At 67.3% G+C, this 19726-nt stretch carries 15 protein-coding genes and 1 pseudogene; 11 read left to right on the forward strand and 5 right to left on the reverse strand.

Translation table 11 applies throughout. From position 1 onward, the window contains the following. The 5 genes and pseudogenes from ACE3QP_RS20915 to tssJ form a co-directional block, all read right to left on the reverse strand. Positions 1 to 1234 (reverse strand): annotated as a pseudogene (locus ACE3QP_RS20915) (hypothetical protein); the annotation flags it as partial. Next, entirely contained in the window at positions 1231 to 4284 is a 3054-nt protein-coding gene (locus tag ACE3QP_RS20920; RefSeq protein ID WP_374438876.1) for a type VI secretion system Vgr family protein, read from the reverse strand. The gene ACE3QP_RS20920 and the pseudogene ACE3QP_RS20915, both read right to left, overlap by 4 nt. Before the next feature lie 131 nt (positions 4285 to 4415). After that, the gene (gene icmH, locus ACE3QP_RS20925; RefSeq protein ID WP_374438878.1) at positions 4416 to 5195 is read right to left on the reverse strand and encodes a type IVB secretion system protein IcmH/DotU; all 780 of its coding nucleotides are present in this window, start codon (positions 5193 to 5195) and stop codon (positions 4416 to 4418) included. Beyond that, positions 5195 to 6544, reverse strand: coding sequence for a type VI secretion system baseplate subunit TssK (tssK, locus tag ACE3QP_RS20930; protein WP_374438880.1), 1350 nt, complete (start codon positions 6542 to 6544; stop codon positions 5195 to 5197). The genes icmH and tssK overlap by 1 nt, the downstream gene beginning before the upstream one ends. A 236-nt stretch (positions 6545 to 6780) precedes the next feature. Next, the gene (tssJ, locus tag ACE3QP_RS20935) at positions 6781 to 7572 is read right to left on the reverse strand and encodes a type VI secretion system lipoprotein TssJ (RefSeq protein ID WP_374438882.1); all 792 of its coding nucleotides are present in this window, start codon (positions 7570 to 7572) and stop codon (positions 6781 to 6783) included. A gap of 74 nt (positions 7573 to 7646) precedes the next feature. On the opposite strand from tssJ, the gene ACE3QP_RS20940 reads away from it, so the two are divergent. The 11 genes from ACE3QP_RS20940 to ACE3QP_RS20990 all read left to right on the forward strand — a co-directional run. Then, the gene (locus tag ACE3QP_RS20940; protein WP_374438884.1) at positions 7647 to 8456 is read left to right on the forward strand and encodes a hypothetical protein; all 810 of its coding nucleotides are present in this window, start codon (positions 7647 to 7649) and stop codon (positions 8454 to 8456) included. A 31-nt stretch (positions 8457 to 8487) separates the two neighbouring features. Next, positions 8488 to 9006 (forward strand): type VI secretion system contractile sheath small subunit, encoded by a 519-nt coding sequence (tssB, locus tag ACE3QP_RS20945; RefSeq protein ID WP_374438886.1) that lies wholly within the window; start codon positions 8488 to 8490, stop codon positions 9004 to 9006. A gap of 5 nt (positions 9007 to 9011) precedes the next feature. Then, positions 9012 to 10499: a type VI secretion system contractile sheath large subunit gene (tssC, locus tag ACE3QP_RS20950; RefSeq protein WP_374438888.1), complete on the forward strand. Its 1488-nt coding sequence runs from the start codon at positions 9012 to 9014 to the stop codon at positions 10497 to 10499. A gap of 194 nt (positions 10500 to 10693) precedes the next feature. Next, entirely contained in the window at positions 10694 to 11212 is a 519-nt protein-coding gene (locus tag ACE3QP_RS20955; protein ID WP_374438890.1) for an Hcp family type VI secretion system effector, read from the forward strand. Between the two features lie 83 nt (positions 11213 to 11295). Continuing rightward, the gene (locus ACE3QP_RS20960; protein WP_374438892.1) at positions 11296 to 11667 is read left to right on the forward strand and encodes a BPSL0067 family protein; all 372 of its coding nucleotides are present in this window, start codon (positions 11296 to 11298) and stop codon (positions 11665 to 11667) included. 3 nt (positions 11668 to 11670) lie between these two features. Then, positions 11671 to 12120, forward strand: a complete 450-nt coding sequence (locus ACE3QP_RS20965) for an STY0301 family protein (protein ID WP_374438894.1) — start codon at positions 11671 to 11673, stop codon at positions 12118 to 12120. A gap of 71 nt (positions 12121 to 12191) precedes the next feature. Then, positions 12192 to 12659, forward strand: a complete 468-nt coding sequence (gene tssE, locus ACE3QP_RS20970; RefSeq protein ID WP_374438896.1) for a type VI secretion system baseplate subunit TssE — start codon at positions 12192 to 12194, stop codon at positions 12657 to 12659. Beyond that, positions 12659 to 14506, forward strand: coding sequence for a type VI secretion system baseplate subunit TssF (tssF, locus tag ACE3QP_RS20975; protein ID WP_374438898.1), 1848 nt, complete (start codon positions 12659 to 12661; stop codon positions 14504 to 14506). The genes tssE and tssF overlap by 1 nt, the downstream gene beginning before the upstream one ends. A gap of 1 nt (position 14507) precedes the next feature. Continuing rightward, positions 14508 to 15578 (forward strand): type VI secretion system baseplate subunit TssG, encoded by a 1071-nt coding sequence (tssG, locus tag ACE3QP_RS20980; RefSeq protein WP_374438901.1) that lies wholly within the window; start codon positions 14508 to 14510, stop codon positions 15576 to 15578. A gap of 13 nt (positions 15579 to 15591) precedes the next feature. After that, positions 15592 to 18291 (forward strand): type VI secretion system ATPase TssH, encoded by a 2700-nt coding sequence (tssH, locus tag ACE3QP_RS20985; RefSeq protein ID WP_374438903.1) that lies wholly within the window; start codon positions 15592 to 15594, stop codon positions 18289 to 18291. 19 nt (positions 18292 to 18310) lie between these two features. Then, positions 18311 to 19726: type VI secretion system Vgr family protein (locus tag ACE3QP_RS20990; RefSeq protein ID WP_374438905.1), on the forward strand; the 1416-nt coding region annotated here is incomplete at its 3' end.

Genomic DNA, 19726 nt, shown 5'->3' on the forward strand with positions numbered 1-19726 from the left:
CCATGTCCTGCAGGGCATCAATCTTGAAGCCCTTCTTCTTGAGCAGGGCGAGGTTGGCCGCGCCGTAGTCGGCGGCGGCCAAGATGGACCATGTTGGATCCATGCGCATGGCCAGGCACTTCTGCACCTGGCTGTCGTTGCGGTGCTTCAGGGGCGAGGTGGTGGTCGTGCCATCTGATAGTACGAACATCCATTGTTTCCCCATCACCTTGTCCTTGTTTTTGCCCTTGCCTTTCACGTCTTCTTGACGGATCCAGCCGTTGGCTTTGGATTGCTCGTGGATATAGCGACCCGGGACCATTACATGGCCCAACCAAGTGCTGGCCAGGAACTGAGTCAAACCAGCGGCGCCGCTTTGGGCATTGCCACTGTTGGCGTTCCAAACTTCCGCGATTTTGGTTGTCATGGGCTTGCCCTTCTTGTCCAGGCGGGGCTTGCCTTTGGCGTCCAGTAGCGGAATCGTCTCTGACAGCTTGGCGGCTTCGCAGTCAATCAGGGCACAAATGGCCTGAGGGATGAGTCCCAGGCGCTTTGCGGCCAGCTTGATTGCATCGGCGTAGACGTTGTTGCGTCCAAGCCGGAGCCGTAGGGGGTTGGGACACTCAGGACCGACGACGACGCAGACGGGTTGGCGAGCTTGGCTCAGCGCGCGCAGCACAGTGGGTTTGAATCCAATCGCGGTGGGTGGCTGTGGATGCTCCTCCACCTCGTTGCTGACCCAACCCCAAGCCTTGTGGACCGCGCGGCGCCACCAGGGCGACTGAAGATCCACCTGGGCCGGTTCGGTCTTGCCTGCCTGTGGGTTTGGGTTTGGCTTTGGCGCTGGCGCGGGCGGCGGCGCAGGCTTCCGAGCTGCGGTGGGTGGGTTGTGGAGCGGTCGAAGGGGCAGTTCGGCCTTTACCTTGGGGCTGGTCAGCACGATGGCCGATGCGCCCTTGCTGGTGGAAAGCTCGACCTGAGCGACTTGCTGCCGCTGGCCTTTGTGATCGAGTACTTCAATGGTGGCCTGTCCTTTGGGCTCCGGCGGCAGCTCTAGTGTGATGGCACCCTTCGCGCAGGTCTTGCCTTCGCAGATTTGGCCGCTTGGCAGTGTCACAAACACAGGCAGGTCGCTAATCGGACGATCCAACCCATCGCGCAGCAATAGAGGGATGAAGCCAGATGCCTCGGGCTCGGCCTGCGGCAGCGGGTCGACCGAAATGCCGGGGGTGTTTAGCTTGGTACGCGCGATCATTCGAATTCCTCGGATGCGGCTTCTTCTGTGGCGCCAAGGTCTTCCTCGACTTCGGTTGGCGGGAGCGGGCTGTCTTCATCGGTTCGCATGGACACCCCCCAAGCCCCACTCGGGCCGACAAAGGCCACGGCTGGAACTGAATCCGCCTGGATGTGTCGGGGGGACAAGCCACTGCTCGTGCTCGTCTTGAGAAGAACGGTATTGATATGTGTGATGGCTACGCCTGTGGTCTGGGCCTCACCGTCGTGCGGATGAATTGCGATGACGCGTTCGCTGTAGGGGCGCGGCTTCCGTTCAGTGACAGAGGGTGATTGGGCGCGTTTCGTCTTCGACCCAGCCTTGCCCGAACCGCCCGATGCGCCGTCTTCTAGACCGGCCATGAGTCGGCCCATCTCCAACTCATCTGCCGAGCCGGTAGGTAGCTCTTTCGGGCGGTACGGATTGCTCCCCCCGCCCTTGAAATCATGAATCGCACTCTTGATCAGAAAGGTGCCCGGGGTGAAGAAGTCAATATCCCCACCGCGCAGCACCAAGGTCGAGTCCCCGGCCACGATCTCGATCTTGTCCTTGGCCTGGATGCGGATGGAGTCGTTGACCGAGAGGATCTGCACCGACTGATCGGCCAGGATCTCCAGGGTGTCCGAGTGGGCATGCAGGCTCACGGGGCCTGCGGCCGCCTTGACCTGCAACTCCCCCTCATGCGCGTACAGGCTCGCGTGCTTGCCGCTGACCTGCACGGCGGTGTGGGCGGCGGTCTCGTGCTGATCGCCCTGGCTGATGCGCGTGGTGCTCTGGCCGCTGACCGACACCACATCCCCGGGGCTGGCGTGGGCGAGAGAGGAGGGTGAATCCAGCAGGAGGTAAGGGCGCTCGGGCCGCGGCACAGGGTCTTCGAGCTTCCTGCCGCCCTTGGGTTGCAGGGCCTCCTGACCATTCAATTGGCTGGGGTGCTTGCCCTTCTTCGTGGGATCGGTGTCTTCAATCCAGGTATCGACCGCCTTCTTGGGCTCATGCGTCTTCAAGGCCTGCGCGCCACCCGGTGTGCTGGCCTGGGTCAGTCGTTGACCGAGGTCGGTCGCGGCCCTCACCTGCGCCAAGGCCTCGGGCACGTCCATCTGCGTGCCCTGGGCGCTGCCATAGCTGCCGGCGCGAGCCTGCGTCGTCAGATACAGGCCCTTGGGCGCGCGCAGCGAACCCCAGCCCTGCGTGCCCAACTCCGCTCCGATGCCGCGCCAGGCCCCGCGCGTGCTGCTCAGCGGGTTGTGCGCAATCCCCTCACCCAGGATCAGCTCACTCTGGCCATGGCTCGATGCAAAGCGAGTGCGCAACTGCCCCGGCGTGTCATCCACCAACCAATGGTTGTGCCCGGCCCCATCCAGGGTCTGGCTGCGAATGCCGTTGATGACACCCGGGTGGTTCGCCCCCGAGCCCTCGCCCGCGCTCCAGGGTGGCAAGTGCGCCGCGTTGTAGTGCTGCCCCGTCACGACCGGACGGTCGATATCCCCGTCCAGATAGCCAATCGCCACCTCGGTGCCGATGCGCGGCGTGAACGCCTGGCCCCAGTTGGCGCCGGCCTGCGCTTGAGCCACGCGCACCCAGGTGCCGCTGGCCAGTTCACCCGGCGCATTGCCCGTCTCGTCGACGGGGCTGCGATGCGCCAGGCCGCCCAGGTTCGGCCGCAGCCCGCGCTGCCAAGGGAACTGCACCTTCACGCGCAGATCGCGATCAGGGCTGAGCGCCTCACCATCCACGCCGACCACGAGGGCCAGCTGACCCGCCGGCGCCGTGGGCTTGCGCGGCAGCGGTGGGGTGAGCGCTGCGGCGGCGGGCACCGCCTCGATCGTGCACAAGGTGCTGCCGCTCTCCAGCGCGGGCGCCTGCAACAGCCGCGCCATGTCGGCGCCCAGGTTGTTGCGCACCGTCAGACCCACCTCGGTGAGCGTGAAGCGCGCGTCCGATCTCTTGTGGCTGGCCAGGGCTGCCCCGGCGTAATCCAGCGCCGTGCTGTTGGCGCCGAAGTGCGGGTGATCGAACAACTCGAACTGCGCGCCGGCCAACAAATGCCGCAGGCCGCCCTGGCCCTGGTAGCGCTTCAGGCCCAACTCCAGTGCCAGCAAGGCCTGATCGGCCCGGGCCTGCGCCTGGGCGCCATCCTGGAAGCGGTACTCGCCGCCGCCCCAGTACTGCTCCAGTTGCGGCACCTCGCCCGTGTTCAGGCTCGATGCTGCATGGGCCGAGGTGCCCGCCAGCGGCTTGTAGTCCCAGCTCGCCTCGGTAACGGCCAGCGCCGTGAATTCCCGTGCCGCATGGAACTGGTGCAGCGTGTCCTGCCCCTTCGTGGCCACCACATGCTGGGCCGCAAAGCGCACCCGGCCCAGATCCGTGCGCGCCGAAGCGGCATCGTGGATCACCAGGCAATGCCGCGCATGGCCCTTGGCATCGGCCTGGGCTGCGGCATCGCCCTGCAGCTGCTCCAAATGCCAGGACAGGCCCTCGCTGGCCAGCATGCGGGTAATGAAGGCGGCGTCGCTCTCCTGGTACTGCGTGCAGCGGCTGTGTGTCTTGAGCGCTTGTGAGGCCTCCCAGCGCCAGTTGGCCATGGCGTGATCGGCCAGCACCGCTTCGATGATCTGGCGCGTGTCCAGGTCCTGGAACAGGAAGCTGTCTTGCCGCCGCGCCAGAAAGGCCCCGAAGCTGCGCAGGGACAGGCGGTAGCGCGCCAGACCGCCGTTGCCACCCAGCTGCGCCGCCTGAGCCACATAGCCGTGGATGGCGCGGTACTCGCCGCTGGGCTGCAGCAGGCGCACGGTGATCTGCTCGCCGATGAGGCGCTTCAACTCGAAATGCGCATTGGTCGACAGGCAGTCCAGCTCGTAGCCGAAGCCATCGAGCAGCGGCGCGTTGACGCGGTCCACGCCGTGCAGGCTCTCGGGAATGAGCGCCAGCTCGGGCAGCGCGGTGCGCACCTGCAGCAGGCGGTGGTGGTCCTTGAGCAGGGCCAGGAAGTCGATGCGGGAGACCAGGCCAGAAGCCAGAGTGCTCAGATCCATTTGGAGGATCCCTACAGGAGTTCGGTCACGCGGGGTGCGAGGTGCGCCTGGATCCAGTGCCACCGTGGAACCGGCTTTGCCGGGCCACTGGTGGCGCCCCCTGGGGGGAGGCGCCGCAGGCGCTTCGGGGGTCAAGGCAGCGTAATCGTCACGTGAGCGGCTTGCGGCGCCAGCTGCACCAACTGGCTGTGCTGCATCAGACGTGCCTCGGTCTGGCGGGACAGCCAGTGCTGCAGGCCCAGATAGGCCAGCAGGCCGAACAGCGCAAACACGGCGGCGAAGGCCCACATCGGCACCTCGTGCCTGAGCGTGTGCAGGATGCGGTCGGGGGCCAGCGCATGCGGGGCGAACGGCGCGCGCTTGCCGCGCAGGTGGGCAATCTCGTCGCCCAGTCGGGCGGTGAGGTAGCCCAGCTTCTCGCTGCCTTCCAGCACATAGCGGCCCTGGAAGCCGAGCAGCAGGCACATGTGGAAGACCTCCAGCACCTGCAGCTTGGCCGCACCTTGCGTGCGCAGGGCTTCCAGGTGCTCGAAGAACTTCTCGCCGGCCAGTTGCTCGCCGAAGAGTTCGAGCTGCAAGGGGCGGCGCTCCCAGCTCTCGCGCAGGTTGAGCGTGGGGCTTAGCGCCAGCTCGTCCACCAGGGCGGTGAAGGCGAACTTGGCCAGGAAGACGTCCTCGGCTGAAGCGTTCAAGCGCTGGCTGCCGCGCTCGAAGCTGGCCAGAAAGCTCTTCACCCGTTCGCGGAACTCGACCGCGCTGCCCGGCAGGTGCCGGTTGCGCAGCAGGAAGACCATGTAGAAGCCTTCGAACAGCAGGTCCATCAGGTCGCGTGCCTGGCGTTGGCCGCGTGCTGTGCTGGGGGCGCCCTGCTGGGGGGCCGCGTTGCCGAAGAGGGAAGGTGCGGTGCTCATCAGCCGTTGAGTGCGAAGAGTTCGAGCTGCAGCTCGGGGATGCCGGCGGGCACGTAAAGGCTCAAGGATTGACCCTGCAACATGCGCTCGTACAAGGGGCCGCGCGGCTCGATGCTGAAGTAGGTGCACCCCGGGCGCACGGGAATGGCGCCGGGCACCTGCGGCGCATGCGCCAGGCGCACGCCCGACATGGCCGAGAGCACCAGCTTCTCCACGTCGTCCGGGGCGCCGGTCTTGAAGCGGATCGGCACGATGTCGATTAACTCGCTCATTGGCAGCGCCGCCTGCACGCCCAGGAAGAGACGGGTGTCGGCGCTGATGCGCTCGGAATCCAGGCGTGCCTGGTAGAAGCTGGGCTTGAGCTCGTCCAGTGCCAGCGCGAAGCAGCGCGTCGAGATCACCGTTTCCAGCAGCTCGCGCACCACATGGTCCAGCGCGGCGAAGGCCGCGTCGGGCTGGGCGTGCTCGTAGGGCCGCAGGTCGGCCAGCGAGTGCGTGCGCGAAAAGGTCATCAGCGAGCCCGCCAATTCGAGCAGGCGCTGGTACAGGCGCTCGGGGTGCAGGCCGGGGTTGTGCAGCAGATGGCTCAGGCCGGCGAAGGCGGTGGAGGCGGTGTGCAGCAGCCAGAACGAAGCGACGTCGCCGCTGCGGAACTCGATCACGTGCTTGGAGGGCTCGCGGTGGAAGCCGTAGAGCGCGTCCACCTTGGCCTGCAGCGCATCCAGCAGGCGGCGCAGCTGGGCCAGCAGGGCAGGGGCGGCGGCCAGGCTCATGGCCGGGGGCACGAAGTCGCTGTCCAGCTCCCAACCACCCGTGCCTTGGCGACGCAGGCGCAGCAGCGGCATGGTCACGAGCTGGTCGCGCGGCTCGCCATCGAGCAGCAGGCGCGGGCTGCGGCGCAGAACCATCAGTTCGGCGGGGTCGGCGCTGGTGAACCAGTCGGCCGCTTCCTGCGCATGCTGCACGAAGCGCAGCGGGGTGCCGCCTTCCACGCCGGGCTGGCCGTAATTGCTGGCGTGGCCGCGCAGCGGTGGCAGGGCCAGGTGCACGAGCAGCTCGCTCACGCCCGGCCGCACATCGGCGAGCGAACGCGCCGGGGGCAGTTCGTCATCAGCCGGCGCGTGCACGCGTTCGCCATCGGGGAGCACTGCGCTCAGCTCGGTCAGTCGCAGCATCTGGCTGGCCAGCGCATCGCTGTCAATTTGCAGACGGCGCAGGCCCCAGGCGTAGGGGTGCAGGGCGCGGGCGGTGTCGGCCAGGCGGCCCTCGTGGTAAGCGTCCTGGCGCTGGAAGTGTTGCGGGCGCAGGAACAGGCCCTCGCCCCACAGGAGCTTGGAAGACTGGATCACGGTGTTCATCCCTGAAGAACGCGCCTCGGCCCGGGGGAGCTCGTTGCGTCCGGCTTGTCGGAACGGCGGGGGCTGGCCCCGCCAACTTTCAGCTTAGGCGAGAGGCCCTGACCTGCCACCCCCGCATCCGCGCAGTTCAAGGCAACAGTTGGTTAATGCCGGTGAGCGCAGGAAAACAGAACCCAACTTGGCTCCATTCCATGGTACTTTTTGGCACCAACCTGCGGGCCATTGATTCACTGGCAACGCACGCCGGCCACGCGCAGATGTTCAGGAGCGGCCTGCAAGGGCTGGCCCTGCGAGACACTCATGGCGCAGCCATGCAGGCCCAGCGTGATGCCGCTCGCGCTGGCGGCCTTGGTCTCGAAGGCAAAGCGCCAGCGCCCGGCGGCGGGTTGGCGGTACAGGGTGACGACCGCCAGCGCCTGCACCTCGGGGCCGAGCTTCTCGACGCTTTCGGCACGCTGACCGGGCGCCAGCACCAGCTCGCGCATTTCGACCACGTCCTTGGCGAACGGTGTGCGGGTCGGGTCATCGGCCTGGAAGGCCTCGTAGGGGGCCTGCAGAAACGTATCCGTTGCGCGCAGTTTGTAAACCCGCGTGACAACTGTAAGAGCGCGCCCCGCTGCGTCGGTGTTCAGCACCTCGCCGGCGTGCAGGCGCAAGGTCACCGGCTGGTAGCGCGGGCCGGTGGGCAGGGACGGCAGTTTTTCCAGTTGCTCCACAGCGGCTGGCTTTTGCAGCCCGACCGCTTGCAAGGCCTTGTCCAGCAAGCCCGTTCCCTGTTCGGCACTGGGGGTGGCCGGGGCCGAGGCGCAACCCGCCAGGAGGGCCCAGAGACCGGCCGCCGAGGCGGCACGCCGGCCCGGTTTTGATGCAAAAAAACTGGATGAATTTGCTCGGTTCATGGCCAGCAAATTGTGGCGATCAGGGTGTAACAAGCCGACATTGCCGCGCCCCCGTTCGGGGGGTGCGGATTTCGGAGTACCGCACTTACATTCGTTTTGCCATTGCGTGATGAACTGCACAAGCAGTCGCCGTATAGGCCTTGACGTTCGCAAATGACCCCTCGTGGGTCATTTGTATTTAGGGAGCAAATTTTGTGAATATTTGTGCGGCCCTCGGGTCCCTCAAGCGCCTGCAGGCCATTCGCCGGCCGCTGGCATCGTTCGCGCTGCTGGCCTTGCTGACGGCCTGCGCCAGCCCCCCGCCCCCGCCGCCGCCCCCGGCGCCCGCCCCCGTGCAGCCCAGCCTGACCGAGCTGATGAAGCAGGCGCAGGACGCGCAGAGCCAGGGCAGCAAGGAGCGCGCCCGTGAAGCCTGGCGGGATGCCGCCAAGGCCTACCCGACCAGCAAGGAGCCCTGGCAGAAACTGGCCGAGGACCACTTCGCCGCGGCCGACTACGGCTACGCCGTGCTGGCCGCCCAGGAGGTGAGCCAGCGCGACCCGGCCGACCGCACCGCCCACAGCATCCTGGCCGTGGCCGGCCTGCGGGTGGCGGCGATGGCGCTGGGCGCCTTGCGCGGCCAGCAGTCGGGCATGCCGGCCGATACCCGCAGCGAAGCCGAAGGCCTGACCAAGCTGCTGCGCGAGACCCTGGGTGAGCAGGTGCTGGTGCCGCCGACCGAAGTGGCCGCGCCGGCGCCCCGCCGCGCCACGGTGCGCCGTGCCGCAGCGGAGCCGGCCAAGTCGGCTGACGCCAAGCCTGCAGGTGCCAAGCCCGCGGACGCCAAGCCCGCGGATGCCAAGCCCGCAGATGCCAAGGCGGCCCCAGACGCGAAGTTGGCCGAACTGGTCAAGTCCGCCAAGGCGGAACCGGCCAAGGCCGAAGCTGCCAAGCCGACCGCACCGCCGCCCAAGCCGGCCGCCACGCCCAGTGCCGCGGCCAATCCTTTCGACCGACTGCGCTGAGCGCACCCCATCACCCCACCGGAGAACTTCCATGGCGAAGAAACAGTCCGTCCAGAAGCGCCTTGAGAAGGTGCGCCCGCCCCGCGTGCAACTGACCTATGACGTCGAGATCGGCGACGCGATCGAGAAGAAGGAACTGCCCTTCGTCGTCGGCGTGCTGGGCGAGTTCAGCGGCCAGCCCGATGCGGACAAGCCCCTGCCCAAGGTCAAGGACCGCAAGTTCGTCAGCATCGACATGGACAACTTCGACGACGTGATGGCCGGCATGGCGCCGCGCACCGCCTTCCGCGTCAAGAACCGTCTGAGCGAGCAGGGCGGCGAGTTCGCCGTCAACCTCGAGTTCAAGGCCATGGAGGACTTCCGCCCCGAGGCCGTGGTGCAGCAGGTGGAGCCGCTGCGCAAGCTGCTTGAAGCGCGCACCAAGCTCTCCGACCTGCGCAACAAGCTGGCTGGCAACGAGAAGCTCGAAGACCTGCTGGCCGAGGTGCTGCAGAGCACCGAGAAGCTCGCCACGCTGAAGCGTGAAACGCAAGCCCACACCGAGGAGTGAACGCCATGCTGCAAGAAGCCACCCTGAACCCGGCGGGCGATGCCGTCCTCGAAGAGGCCAGCCTGCTGGACGAGATCGTCAGCAAGAGCAAGGTCGCGCGCTCGGACGCCGAGCACCACCGCGCCAAGGACATCATTGGCGAGCTGGTGCGTGAGGTGCTGCAGGGCACCGTGGTCGTGTCCGAGAACCTCAGCGCCACGCTGGATGCGCGCGTGGCCGAGATCGACGAGCTGCTCTCGCGCCAGCTCAGCGAGGTGCTGCACCACCCCGAGTTCCAGAAGCTGGAATCGAGCTGGACGGGCCTGCACTACCTGGCCAAGCACACCAGCACCGGCTCGGGCATGAAGATCCAGATGCTCAACGCCACCAAGAAGGAGCTGATCAAGGACTTCAAGACCGCGATCGACTTCGACCAGTCGGCCCTGTTCAAGAAGGTCTACGAGGAAGAGTTCGGCACCTTCGGCGGCGCGCCCTTCGGCGCCCTGATCGGCGACTTCGAAATCGGTCGTGGCGCCGAGGACATGTACTTCGTCGAGCAGATGTCGCATGTGGCCGCGGCTGCGCACGCGCCCTTCATCAGCGCCGCCTCGGCCGAGCTGTTCGGCTTGGAGACCTTCACCGATCTGGGCAAGCCGCGCGACCTCAGCAAGATCTTCGACACCGTGGACTACGCGAAGTGGAAGAGCTTCCGCGAATCGGAAGACTCGCGCTACGTCGGTCTGACCCTGCCGCACTTCCTGGGCCGCCTGCCCTTCCATCCCAAGGACGGCATGACGGTGGAGGGCTTCAATTTCGTCGAGAACGTCGACGGCTCGGACCACTCGCGCTACCTGTGGGTCAACGCCGCCTACGCGATGGCCGCGCGCCTCACCGCCGCGTTCGAGAACTTCGGCTGGTGCGCGGCGATCCGCGGCGTCGAAGGCGGTGGTCTCGTGGAAGACCTGCCCACCCACACCTTCAAGACCGACGAGGGCGAGGTGGCGCTGAAGTGCCCGACCGAGATCTCGATCACCGACCGGCGCGAGAAGGAGCTGAGTGACCTCGGCTTCATCCCCCTGGTGCACTGCAAGAACACCGACTACGCCGCGTTCTTCGGTGCGCAGAGCACGCAAAAGCCCAAGAAGTACGACCTCGACTCGGCCAACGCCAATGCGGTGCTGTCCTCGCAGCTGCAGTACATGTTCAGCGTCTGCCGCATCGCGCACTACCTCAAGGCCATGATGCGCGACAAGATCGGCAGCTTCGCCTCGGCCGGCAATGTCGAGGAGTTCCTGAACCGCTGGATCCGCCAGTACGTGGTGGAAGACGACAACGCCAGCCAGGAAACCAAGGCCGCCTACCCGCTGCGCGAGGCCTCGATCCAGGTCAGCGAAGTGCCCGGTCGTCCCGGCGTGTACCGCGCGGTCAGCTTCGTGCGCCCGCACTTCCAGCTGGACGAGCTCTCGGTCTCGCTGCGTCTGGTGGCCGAATTGCCGCAAGGGCAGCGCGGCTAAACCCCAACCTGCATGACGCCACGCACGGGCTCTGAACAGAGCCCGTGGCGTTGCGGCGTGCCCGCCATCTCCCGGGACGCCGGGGGCCTTGGGCTGTGACGGCAGCCCGAACAGCGTGACGGGTGCTCTCGGCCCTTCGACCCGCTCAGCCGCTGCTCCCATTCCCGAAGGGTTTCCAAGGAGGTTCTTTCCCCATGAAGGACATTTACGTCAAGTTTGTTGGCGCCAGCGAGCTGGAAGGCGACAGCACCGACGACAAGCACAAGAACGAGATCGAGGTCTCGACCTTCAAGCACCGCGTGTTCCAGCCGAAGTCCTCTTCGGCCTCGACCGCGGGTTCGCACACCGCCGAGCGCACCGAGCACGGCGAGATGCTGTTCACGAAGGACATCGACAAGGCCACCAGCAAGCTGCTGCGCGCCTGCTCGGCTGGCACGATCTACCCGAAGGTGGAAATCACCTTCTACCGTGCCTACGGCGGCAAGAACGCCACCAGCACCTCGCAGACCCGCATCGATTACTACAAGATCGTGCTGGAAGACGTGGTGGTCTCGTCGGTGGACACCATCATCGACGGCGGCGAACTGCCTGCCGAGACCTTCGGTCTGAAGTACGGAAAGATCGTCTGGGAATACAAGCAGCACAAGCACGACGGCTCGGCCACCAGCACCGGCAAGGCCGGCTGGGACCTGCGCAAGAACATCGCGGCCTGATTGGCTTGTTGATGTGACCCTGGGGGCGGCCGCGTGCCGCCTCCATTTCGAACCTGGGGATGCCGATCCCTTGGCGAGTGTGTATGCCCTACATCTACCCCAGCGTCTCCGAACTTCAGGACACCGACAAGGTCGGTTCCGGCGACTGCGTGCCATTGGTCCAAATCAAGGCCGGGGCTCCACTGACCTCCAAATGGCGCGAAGGTGCCAAGGTGCGTGGGAACTCGCGCCTCCCCAAAGGGACAGCGATCGCCACATTTGAGAACGGCCGCTACGCCAATCGGCCAACAGGCAACCACGCGGCGCTCTACATGGGGCAGAACGCTTTGGGCATCTTGGTGATGGACCAATGGAAGCGCAAGGACAAGATTCGTAGCCGCTTGATCTACTTCAGGGGCAATGGTTCCGGCTTTGACGACAGCGACAACGGAGACAAGTTCTCCGTCATCGAGTGAAGCATGGGTGCTGTGATGAGCAGGATCTTTTTGACGCTGCCCTTGATGCTGGTAATCAGTTCCAGCGTGAAGGCACTGGACGGCGCGAGCTTCAGTTGCCCCCAGGAAATTGCCCTGGACAAGGGAGGGGTTCGCGTTGAGCTGCCTGAGTGGAGCGTTCGCCCTGACAAGACGCCCTATCTCACGGGCGCCGACATCTTTGACGGCGACCCCAGAGACTTGGCCAGCTTGGTGCCCACATCGGATCGCCGCGTCGGCAAGGATTTGTCGATCGTGGTCTGGACGCTGAACGGCGACTACCCGCGTGGCAAGTGGGCAGTCTGCCGATACGAGCCTGGCGCCTTCTATTTGACCCGGCGCCTGCCTGATCCGGTGACGCGATGCGAAGTCCAGTGGCGCACGTTGAAAAAGGCGCGCCGAGGTGAACTCCAGTTGGACTTCCGCTGCGACTAAGGCAATCAAGTGCCATTCACGTGCTGGCGCCGCACAAAGCTCGCCTGCCGCTTGCGCCGTACTTCAGCCCCATGACCCCCACCTACGCCCCCTCCCTGCTCGACAAGCTGCTCGGCGACGCCGACGAAGCGCAGCGCGGCGTGCTCGCGCGCTACAGCATCGAGCGCATCAAGGCCTCGGTGGCGCGTGACATCGAGCACCTGCTCAACACCCACGCCAGCTTCACGCCCGAAGAGCTGGCTGCCTACCCGCATGCCGCGCGCTCGCTGGCCACGCTGGGCCTGGTGGACATCAGCTCCCTGAGCATGGCGAGCGACCGCGACCGCAAGACCATTTCCGACAGCATCCGCCACGCCCTGATGCGCCAGGACGCCCGTCTGCGCGAAGTGGAGGTGGCGGTGCGCGAAGACCGCAGCGCCACCGCCAAGCTGTCCTTCTCCATCCGTGCCAAGCTGATGCTGCACCCGCACACCGAGCCGGTGGCCTTTGACGCCGTGCTGCATCCGGGCAGTCAGCGGTATGAAGTGGGAGCCGCCTGATGCGTGAACTGCTGCCCCACTACGAGCGCGAGCTCAGCTTCCTGGCCGACAACGCCAAGGACTTCGCCAAGGCCTATCCGCGCATTGCCGGGCGCCTGTCCACCAGCGGGAACCTGCAGGAAGACCCGCATGTCGAGCGTCTGATCCAGTCCTTCGCGCTGCTGAGCGCGCGCGTGCACAAGCGCCTGGACGACGACTTCCCGCGCGTCACCGAAGCGCTGCTGGAGGTGCTGTACCCGCATTACCTGCGGCCCTTCCCGAGCTGCTCGATCGCGCAGTTCGAGCTGGGTGCGGCGGCGGCGCAGCTCAGCACCGGCAGCCAGCTGCCTGCCGGCACCCTGCTGCAGACGCGACCCGTCAATACCGTGCCCTGCCGCTTCGCCACCTGCTACGCCGTGCAGCTGCTGCCGTTGCAGGTGCAACGCGCCCAGTGGCAGGCCGCCACGCCTGCGCCTGAGGGCACGCTGCTGCCCGGCAAGGCCACCAGTCTGTTGAGCGTGGAGCTGGCGCTGGCCTCGAACCAGGCGCGCTGGTCGGCGCTGGGCACCGAGTGGCTGCGCGTCTACCTGGACGGCGAGCCTTCGCTGGTGAGCGCGCTGCGCGAGGCCCTGCTGGGGCACAGCCTGGGCTGCTGGGTGGAAGCCGGCCCGGGCCCCTGGGCGCCGCTGCGCCTGGGCCTGCCGCGAGCCGTCGGCTTTGCCGACGCGGACGCGCTGCTCGACTTCGATGCCCGCTCGCCCCAGGCCTACCGCCTGCTGACCGAGTTCTTCGCCTTCCCCGAGAAGTTCAACTTCATCGACCTGCGCTTGCCCACCGGTTTGGATGCCCAGCCGCGCGTGACCCTGCATTTCGCCATGCAAGGCCTGCGCGCCGACAGCGAGGCCGCACGCCTGCTCGAATCCTTCAGCGCGCGCAACCTGCGCCTGGGCTGCACGCCAGTCATCAACCGCTTCCGCCAGCGCGCCGAGCCCATCCGCATCACCCACGCTCAGGCCAGCTACCCCGTGCTGCCCGACGCCCGCCGTGCCCATGCCTTCGAGGTCTATTCGGTGGACCGCGTGTTCCGCGTGCAGCAAACGCCGGCCGGCGAAACGGTGCAGGCCTTCCAGCCCTTCTACGGCCTGCGCCACGAACAGCTGCTGGAAGAGGGCGTGGACCGTGCGCGCTACTGGAGCCTGAGCCGCGACTCCGTGCTGGCCGAGCGCGCCCCCGGCTACGAGACCGAGATCAGCATTGTCGACATCGACTTCGACCCCGCCGCGCCGCAGACCGACACGCTCTCGCTCGACGTCACCGCCACCAACCGCGACCTGCCGCACCAGATCTCCATCGGCCAGGCCGGCGGCGATCTGTTCATGGAAGGCGGCTCGCCGGCGCGCGCCATTGCTCTCTTGAAGAAGCCCACGCGCAGCCAGCGCTTCGAGCGCGGCAATGGCACGCTGTGGCGCCTGGTGTCGCACCTGACGCTGAACCACCTCTCCTTGAGTGGCACCGGCCTCGAAGGCCTGAAGGAGCTGCTGCGCTTGTACGACCTGCCGCGCGCCGCCAGCACGGCGCGCCTGCTCGATGGCCTGCTGGCCATCGAGCACCGCCCGGCGGTGGCCTGGCTGCCGGGCGATGCCGCCATGCCCTTCCCGAGCTTTGTGCGCGGCACCGAGCTGCTTCTCACCGTGGAGCGCGAGGCCTTTGTGGGCACCGGCCTGCATCTGTTCGCCCAGGTGCTGGACCACTTCTTCGGCCAGTACGTGCACGTGAACAGCTTCGTGCAGCTGCGCCTGGTCTGCGCGCGCAGCGGCGAGACCCTGGTGGACTGCCCGCGCCGCAGCGGCTCCGGCCCGCTGATTTGAGATGAGCACCCTGCCGCCGCCCAAGCTGCGTGTGGACAGTGCGCTGCAGCGCCTGTTCGCCCAGCCGCATGAGCATGGCTTCTACCAAGCCCTGCGCCTGCTGGAGCGCAGCCTGGCCCTGCATCAGGGCCTGGGCAGCGACGCGGCGATGCAGCGCCTGCGCTTTCGCAACTCCCTGCACATGGGCTTCCCGGCCAGCGAGATGGCCGCGCTGCGCCCGCTGCCAGGGCCGGACGAAAGCACGGCCAGCACCCAGGCCACCACGCTGGCCGGCGTCGAGATCACCCCGGCCTTCATCGGCTTCACCGGCGCCACCGGCACGCTGCCGTCCTTCTACACGGAGCTGATTGCGCTGCGCGAGCAGCAGAAGGACGGCGCGGCCCGCGCCTTTCTCGATCTGTTCCTGCAGCGCTCGGCCGTGCAGCTCTACCAGGCCTGGCGCAAGAGCCGCCTGCCGCTGCGCTACGAGCAGGACCGCCGCCGCCACTTCACGCCCATGCTGCTCAGCATCGCCGGCGTGGGGCAGGAGGCGCTGCGCGAGCGCCTGCGCGCAGCCGAAGGCGGCGTGGCCGATGAGTCCCTGGCCTTCTACGCCGGCCGCCTGCAGCAGCGCCCGGTCTCGCGCGCCAAGCTGGAGCAACTGCTGGCGCACTACTTCGGCGTGGGCGTGAAGGTCGATGAGTTCGTCGGCCGCTGGTTCACGCTGGCGCCCGAGCAGCAGACCTGTGTGGGCATCGGCGGCGCCGGCCTGAACCAGGGCGCCCTGGTGGGCGCCCGCGTCTGGCAGCGCGACCAGCGCCTGCGCATCACGCTGGGCCCCTTGAGCCGCGCGCGCCTGCAGCGCTTCCTGCCCGGCCAGCCCGGCGCGCTGGCGCTGCGCGAATGGCTGCAGCTGCTGGTGGGCCTGACGCTGGAGCTGGAGATCCGCCTGACCCTGCGCGCTGAAGACGTGGCACCCACCCAGCTGCACAGCAAGAGCCAGCATGGCCGCCTGGGCTACGACAACTTCCTGGTCACCCGACCGCAGACCCAAGACCGCAGCGAGCCGGGCTACTGCCTGCTCGCCGCCTGAACACGCAACCGCAATGAGCCATCTCAAAACCCTGATCTCCAAGCTCAACGACAGCTGCCGCCGCGCGGCCGAGCGTGCCGCCAGCCTGACCCTGTCGCGCGGGCATTTCGAGGTGGATATCGAACACCTGTTGCTGGCCCTGCTGGAGCAGCCCAAGTGCGATCTGGCCCTGCTGGCACGCCGCTACGAGGTCTCCAGCAGCGCGCTGCAGCACGACCTGGAGCGCGAGCTGGCCCAGCTCAAGAGCGGCAACACCCGCACGCCCGTGTTCTGCGCGCGCCTGCCGCTGCTGCTGGAGCACGCCTGGCTGATCGCCTCGCTCGATTCCGCCAGCGCCCGCATCCGCTCCGGTCATCTGCTGCTGGCCCTGCTGAGCGAGCCCAGCCTGGCGCAACTGGCCCAACGTGTGAGCCCGCTGTTCGCGCGCTTCTCGCTCGAAGACCTCAAGCACCGCCTGGCCGACATCACCCAAGGCTCGGACGAGGTGTCGGTGGCCGCTGCCGCCGCCCACGTACCTGCCCACGAAGCCAGCGCCAGCGAAGCCGCCACCCCCGGCCAGGCCAGCGCCACCCCGGCGCTGAACCAGTACACCACCAACCTCACCGCGCGCGCGCTCGAAGGCAAGCTGGACCCAGTGATCGGCCGCGACGCCGAGATCCGCCAGGCCATCGACATCCTGATGCGCCGCCGCCAGAACAACCCCATCCTGACGGGAGAGGCCGGCGTGGGCAAGACGGCCGTGGTGGAAGGCCTGGCGCTGAAGATCGCCGCCGGCGAAGTGCCCGAGAGCCTGCAGGGCGTGGCCCTGCATGTGCTGGACATGGGTCTGCTGCAGGCCGGGGCCAGCGTCAAGGGCGAGTTTGAGAACCGCCTCAAGTCCGTCATCGACGAGGTCAAGAAGAGCCCGCACCCCATCATCCTGTTCATCGACGAGGCCCATACCATGATCGGCGCGGGCGGCCAGGCCGGCCAGAACGACGCCGCCAATCTGCTCAAACCCGCACTGGCCCGCGGCGAGCTGAGGACGGTGGCCGCCACCACCTGGGCCGAGTACAAGAAGTACTTCGAGAAGGACGCCGCGCTGGCGCGGCGCTTCCAGGTCATCAAGGTCGAAGAGCCCAGCGAACCCATCGCCGCTTCGATGCTGCGCGGCATGGCGCCCTTGATGGAAAAGCACTTCGGCGTGCGCGTGCTCGATGAAGCCATCGTGGAAGCCGTGCGCCTCTCCAGCCGCTACATCAGCGGCCGCCAACTGCCCGACAAGGCCATCTCGGTGCTCGACACCGCCTGCGCCAAGGTCGCCCTGGGCCAGAAGGCTGTGCCCGCCGCCATTGAAGAGCGCGCCAAACGCCTGGAGCGCCTGGGCGCCGAGGAGCAAGCCCTGAAGCGCGAAGCCGCCGCCGGCGCGCCGCACGCCGAGCGCCTGGCCGAACTGAAGACCGAGGCCGAGCGCCTGAACACCGAGCTGAACGCCTTGCGTGATCAGCTGGCCCAGGAACAGGCCTTGGTCGAGGTCATTCAGAGCCTGCGCGCCAAGGCTGAATCCGAACCGCAAGCTGAAGCCGCACCGACTCCCGTCACGACCACCAAAAAGAGCAGCAAGAAGGCCCCCGCGCTCTCGCCGATCCAAGCCGAGCTGGCCGCCAAGCAAGCCGAACTGGCCGCGCTGCAAGGCGAACAGCCGCTGCGCCCGACGCAAGTCGACGCCCATGTCGTCGCCGAAATCGTTGCCGCCTGGACCGGCGTGCCCCTGGGCAAGATGGTGGCCGACGAGATCCAGACCGTGCTCCAGCTGGCCGACACGCTTAAACGACGCGTCATCGGCCAGGACCAGGCCCTGAGTGCCATCGCCCAGCGCGTGCGCACCGCCCGCGCCCAGTTCGAAGACCCGAACAAACCCAAGGGCGTGTTCCTCTTCGTCGGCCCCAGCGGCGTGGGCAAGACCGAGACCGCCCTGGCCCTGGCCGACGCCCTTTACGGCGGCGAGAAGAAGCTCATCACCATCAATATGAGCGAGTACCAGGAGGCCCATTCCGTCAGCGGCCTCAAGGGCAGCCCGCCCGGCTACGTGGGCTATGGCGAAGGCGGTGTGCTCACCGAGGCCGTGCGCCGCAACCCCTACAGCGTGGTGCTGCTGGACGAAGTGGAGAAGGCCCACCCCGACGTGCTGGAGATGTTCTTCCAGGTCTTCGACAAGGGCGTGATGGACGACGCCGAGGGCCGCGAGATCGACTTCCGCAACACCCTGATCATCCTGACCAGCAACATCGGCAGCAGCCAGATCATGCAGGCCTGCCTGAACAAGTCGGCCGAAGAGCTGCCAGCGGCGGACGCACTGGCCGAGGCCCTGCGCCCGGTGCTGATGAAGCACTTCAAGCCCGCCTTCCTGGGCCGGCTCAAGGTGGTGCCCTACTACCCCATCAGCGACCCGGTGCTGGAGCAGATCATCCGCCTGAAGCTCGACCGCATTGCCCATCGCGCCCAGGCCAACCACCGCGCCAGCTTCGCCTACGACGACAGCCTGATCGACGCCGTTCTGGCGCGCTGCACCGAAGTGGATTCGGGCGCGCGCAATGTGGACCACATCTTGAACGGCAGCCTGCTGCCCGAACTGGCCGAGCAGACCCTGAGCCGCATGGCCGCGGGCGAGAGGCTCAGCAAGATCAAGGTGGGTGCGGACAAGCAGGGGCGCTTCCGCGTCACCGTGGCCTGAGCGTGCGCGGGGAGGGCGCATGAACATCCAGGCACTCATCAACAGCTTGCTCGGGCCGCTGACGCAGAACCAGCGCCTGCTCAAGCTGCACACGCCGCTGGGGCCCGATGTGCTGGTGGCGGAGAAGGCGCGCATCCTGGATGCGATCGGGCCGCACCCGCATCTGCCCAAGCACTGCCCGCAGGACTGGGCCCATGCCGCGGGCCTGCGCCTGGAGATCGACGCCCTCAGCGCCGACGGCCACCTGGAGACCAAGCAGCTGATGGCCCAGAGCGTGCGCCTGGAGCTGCTGACCGAACAGGGCACCCGAACCTGGAGCGGCCGCGTGCACGGCTGCCGCTTCTTGGGGAGCGACGGCGGCCTGGCCCGCTACCGCCTCATCGTCGAACCCTGGCTCGCGTTCCTGCGCCACCGCATCGACGCCTACGTCTTCCAAGACCAAACGGTGCCCGAGATCCTCGACACCGTCTTCGGCGATGCGGCGCATGCGGCCTTCGCCCCCGCCTGGCGCTGGGACCTCGAAGACCCGTCGATCTACCCCAAGCGCAGCCTGTGCATCCAGTACCAGGAGAGCGACCTCGACTTCGTCGAGCGCCTGCTGCGCGAGGAGGGCATCCACTACCGCTGGGAGCACGAGGGCGATGTGCACACCCTGGTGCTGGCCGACCACAACGAATCCTTCCCAGAGAACCCCAAGGCCCAGGTCCGCTACACGCAAAGTGGCTCCGTCTTCAAGGAAGACAGCCTGACCCAGGTGCACAGCGCCCGGCGCCTGGCGACGAACCAGCTGCACTGGGCCAGCCGCGACCACCGCAGCACCCAGCTGCGCCCGGTTGGCAGCGCCGCGCAGGGCCCCATCGCGCTGGAGCTGGCTGACATCCCCGGCGCCTACGCCTACCCCACCCAGGCCGATGGCCAGCGCCTGCTGGACCGCCAGCTCGAAGCCCTGCAGACCCACGCCGCGCAAGTGCGCGCCGCCGGCCCCTGGAGAGAAGCTGCGCCCGGCACCCGCTTCACCCTGCTGGAGCACCCGCGCGAGTGCGGCCAGGAACTGCTCATCACCGCCAGCTACCACCAGGCCCGCAACAACGTCAGCGCCGACCTGCGCGCCGGCCTGCTGGCGCTGGATGCGCAACTGGCGCACGGCGAGCGCAGCGGCGAACTCGCCAACGAACGCGAAGAACCGCTGCACCACGTCGAACTGCTCTGGCAACCCTTCAGCCAGACCTACCGCGCAGGAACCGGCCCGAAGCACTACAAGCGCCCACTGATCACCGGCCTGCAGACCGCCATCGTGGTGGGCGAGGGCGAGCCCACCCACACCGACCGCGACCACCGCATCAAGGTCCAGTTCCACTGGCAGCGCGGCAGCCAAAGCAGCCACCACCTGGACCACCCCAGCCGAGCCGACAACGCGCCCGCCAACAGCAGCAGC

The sequence above is a fragment of the Inhella sp. genome (assembly GCF_041912635.1).
Taxonomy (GTDB): Bacteria; Pseudomonadota; Gammaproteobacteria; order Burkholderiales; family Burkholderiaceae_C; genus Inhella.

What these genes read in the sequence shown, in the direction of transcription:
- ACE3QP_RS20920 (WP_374438876.1), bottom strand. Translation starts at nt 4,284, where the DNA reads ATGGATCTGAGCACTCTGGCTTCTGGCCTGGTCTCCCGCATCGACTTC.
- icmH (WP_374438878.1), bottom strand. Translation starts at nt 5,195, where the DNA reads ATGAGCACCGCACCTTCCCTCTTCGGCAACGCGGCCCCCCAGCAGGGC.
- tssB (WP_374438886.1), top strand. Translation starts at nt 8,488, where the DNA reads ATGGCGAAGAAACAGTCCGTCCAGAAGCGCCTTGAGAAGGTGCGCCCG.
- tssC (WP_374438888.1), top strand. Translation starts at nt 9,012, where the DNA reads ATGCTGCAAGAAGCCACCCTGAACCCGGCGGGCGATGCCGTCCTCGAA.
- ACE3QP_RS20955 (WP_374438890.1), top strand. Translation starts at nt 10,694, where the DNA reads ATGAAGGACATTTACGTCAAGTTTGTTGGCGCCAGCGAGCTGGAAGGC.
- ACE3QP_RS20960 (WP_374438892.1), top strand. Translation starts at nt 11,296, where the DNA reads ATGCCCTACATCTACCCCAGCGTCTCCGAACTTCAGGACACCGACAAG.
- ACE3QP_RS20965 (WP_374438894.1), top strand. Translation starts at nt 11,671, where the DNA reads ATGGGTGCTGTGATGAGCAGGATCTTTTTGACGCTGCCCTTGATGCTG.
- tssE (WP_374438896.1), top strand. Translation starts at nt 12,192, where the DNA reads ATGACCCCCACCTACGCCCCCTCCCTGCTCGACAAGCTGCTCGGCGAC.
- tssF (WP_374438898.1), top strand. Translation starts at nt 12,659, where the DNA reads ATGCGTGAACTGCTGCCCCACTACGAGCGCGAGCTCAGCTTCCTGGCC.
- tssG (WP_374438901.1), top strand. Translation starts at nt 14,508, where the DNA reads ATGAGCACCCTGCCGCCGCCCAAGCTGCGTGTGGACAGTGCGCTGCAG.
- tssH (WP_374438903.1), top strand. Translation starts at nt 15,592, where the DNA reads ATGAGCCATCTCAAAACCCTGATCTCCAAGCTCAACGACAGCTGCCGC.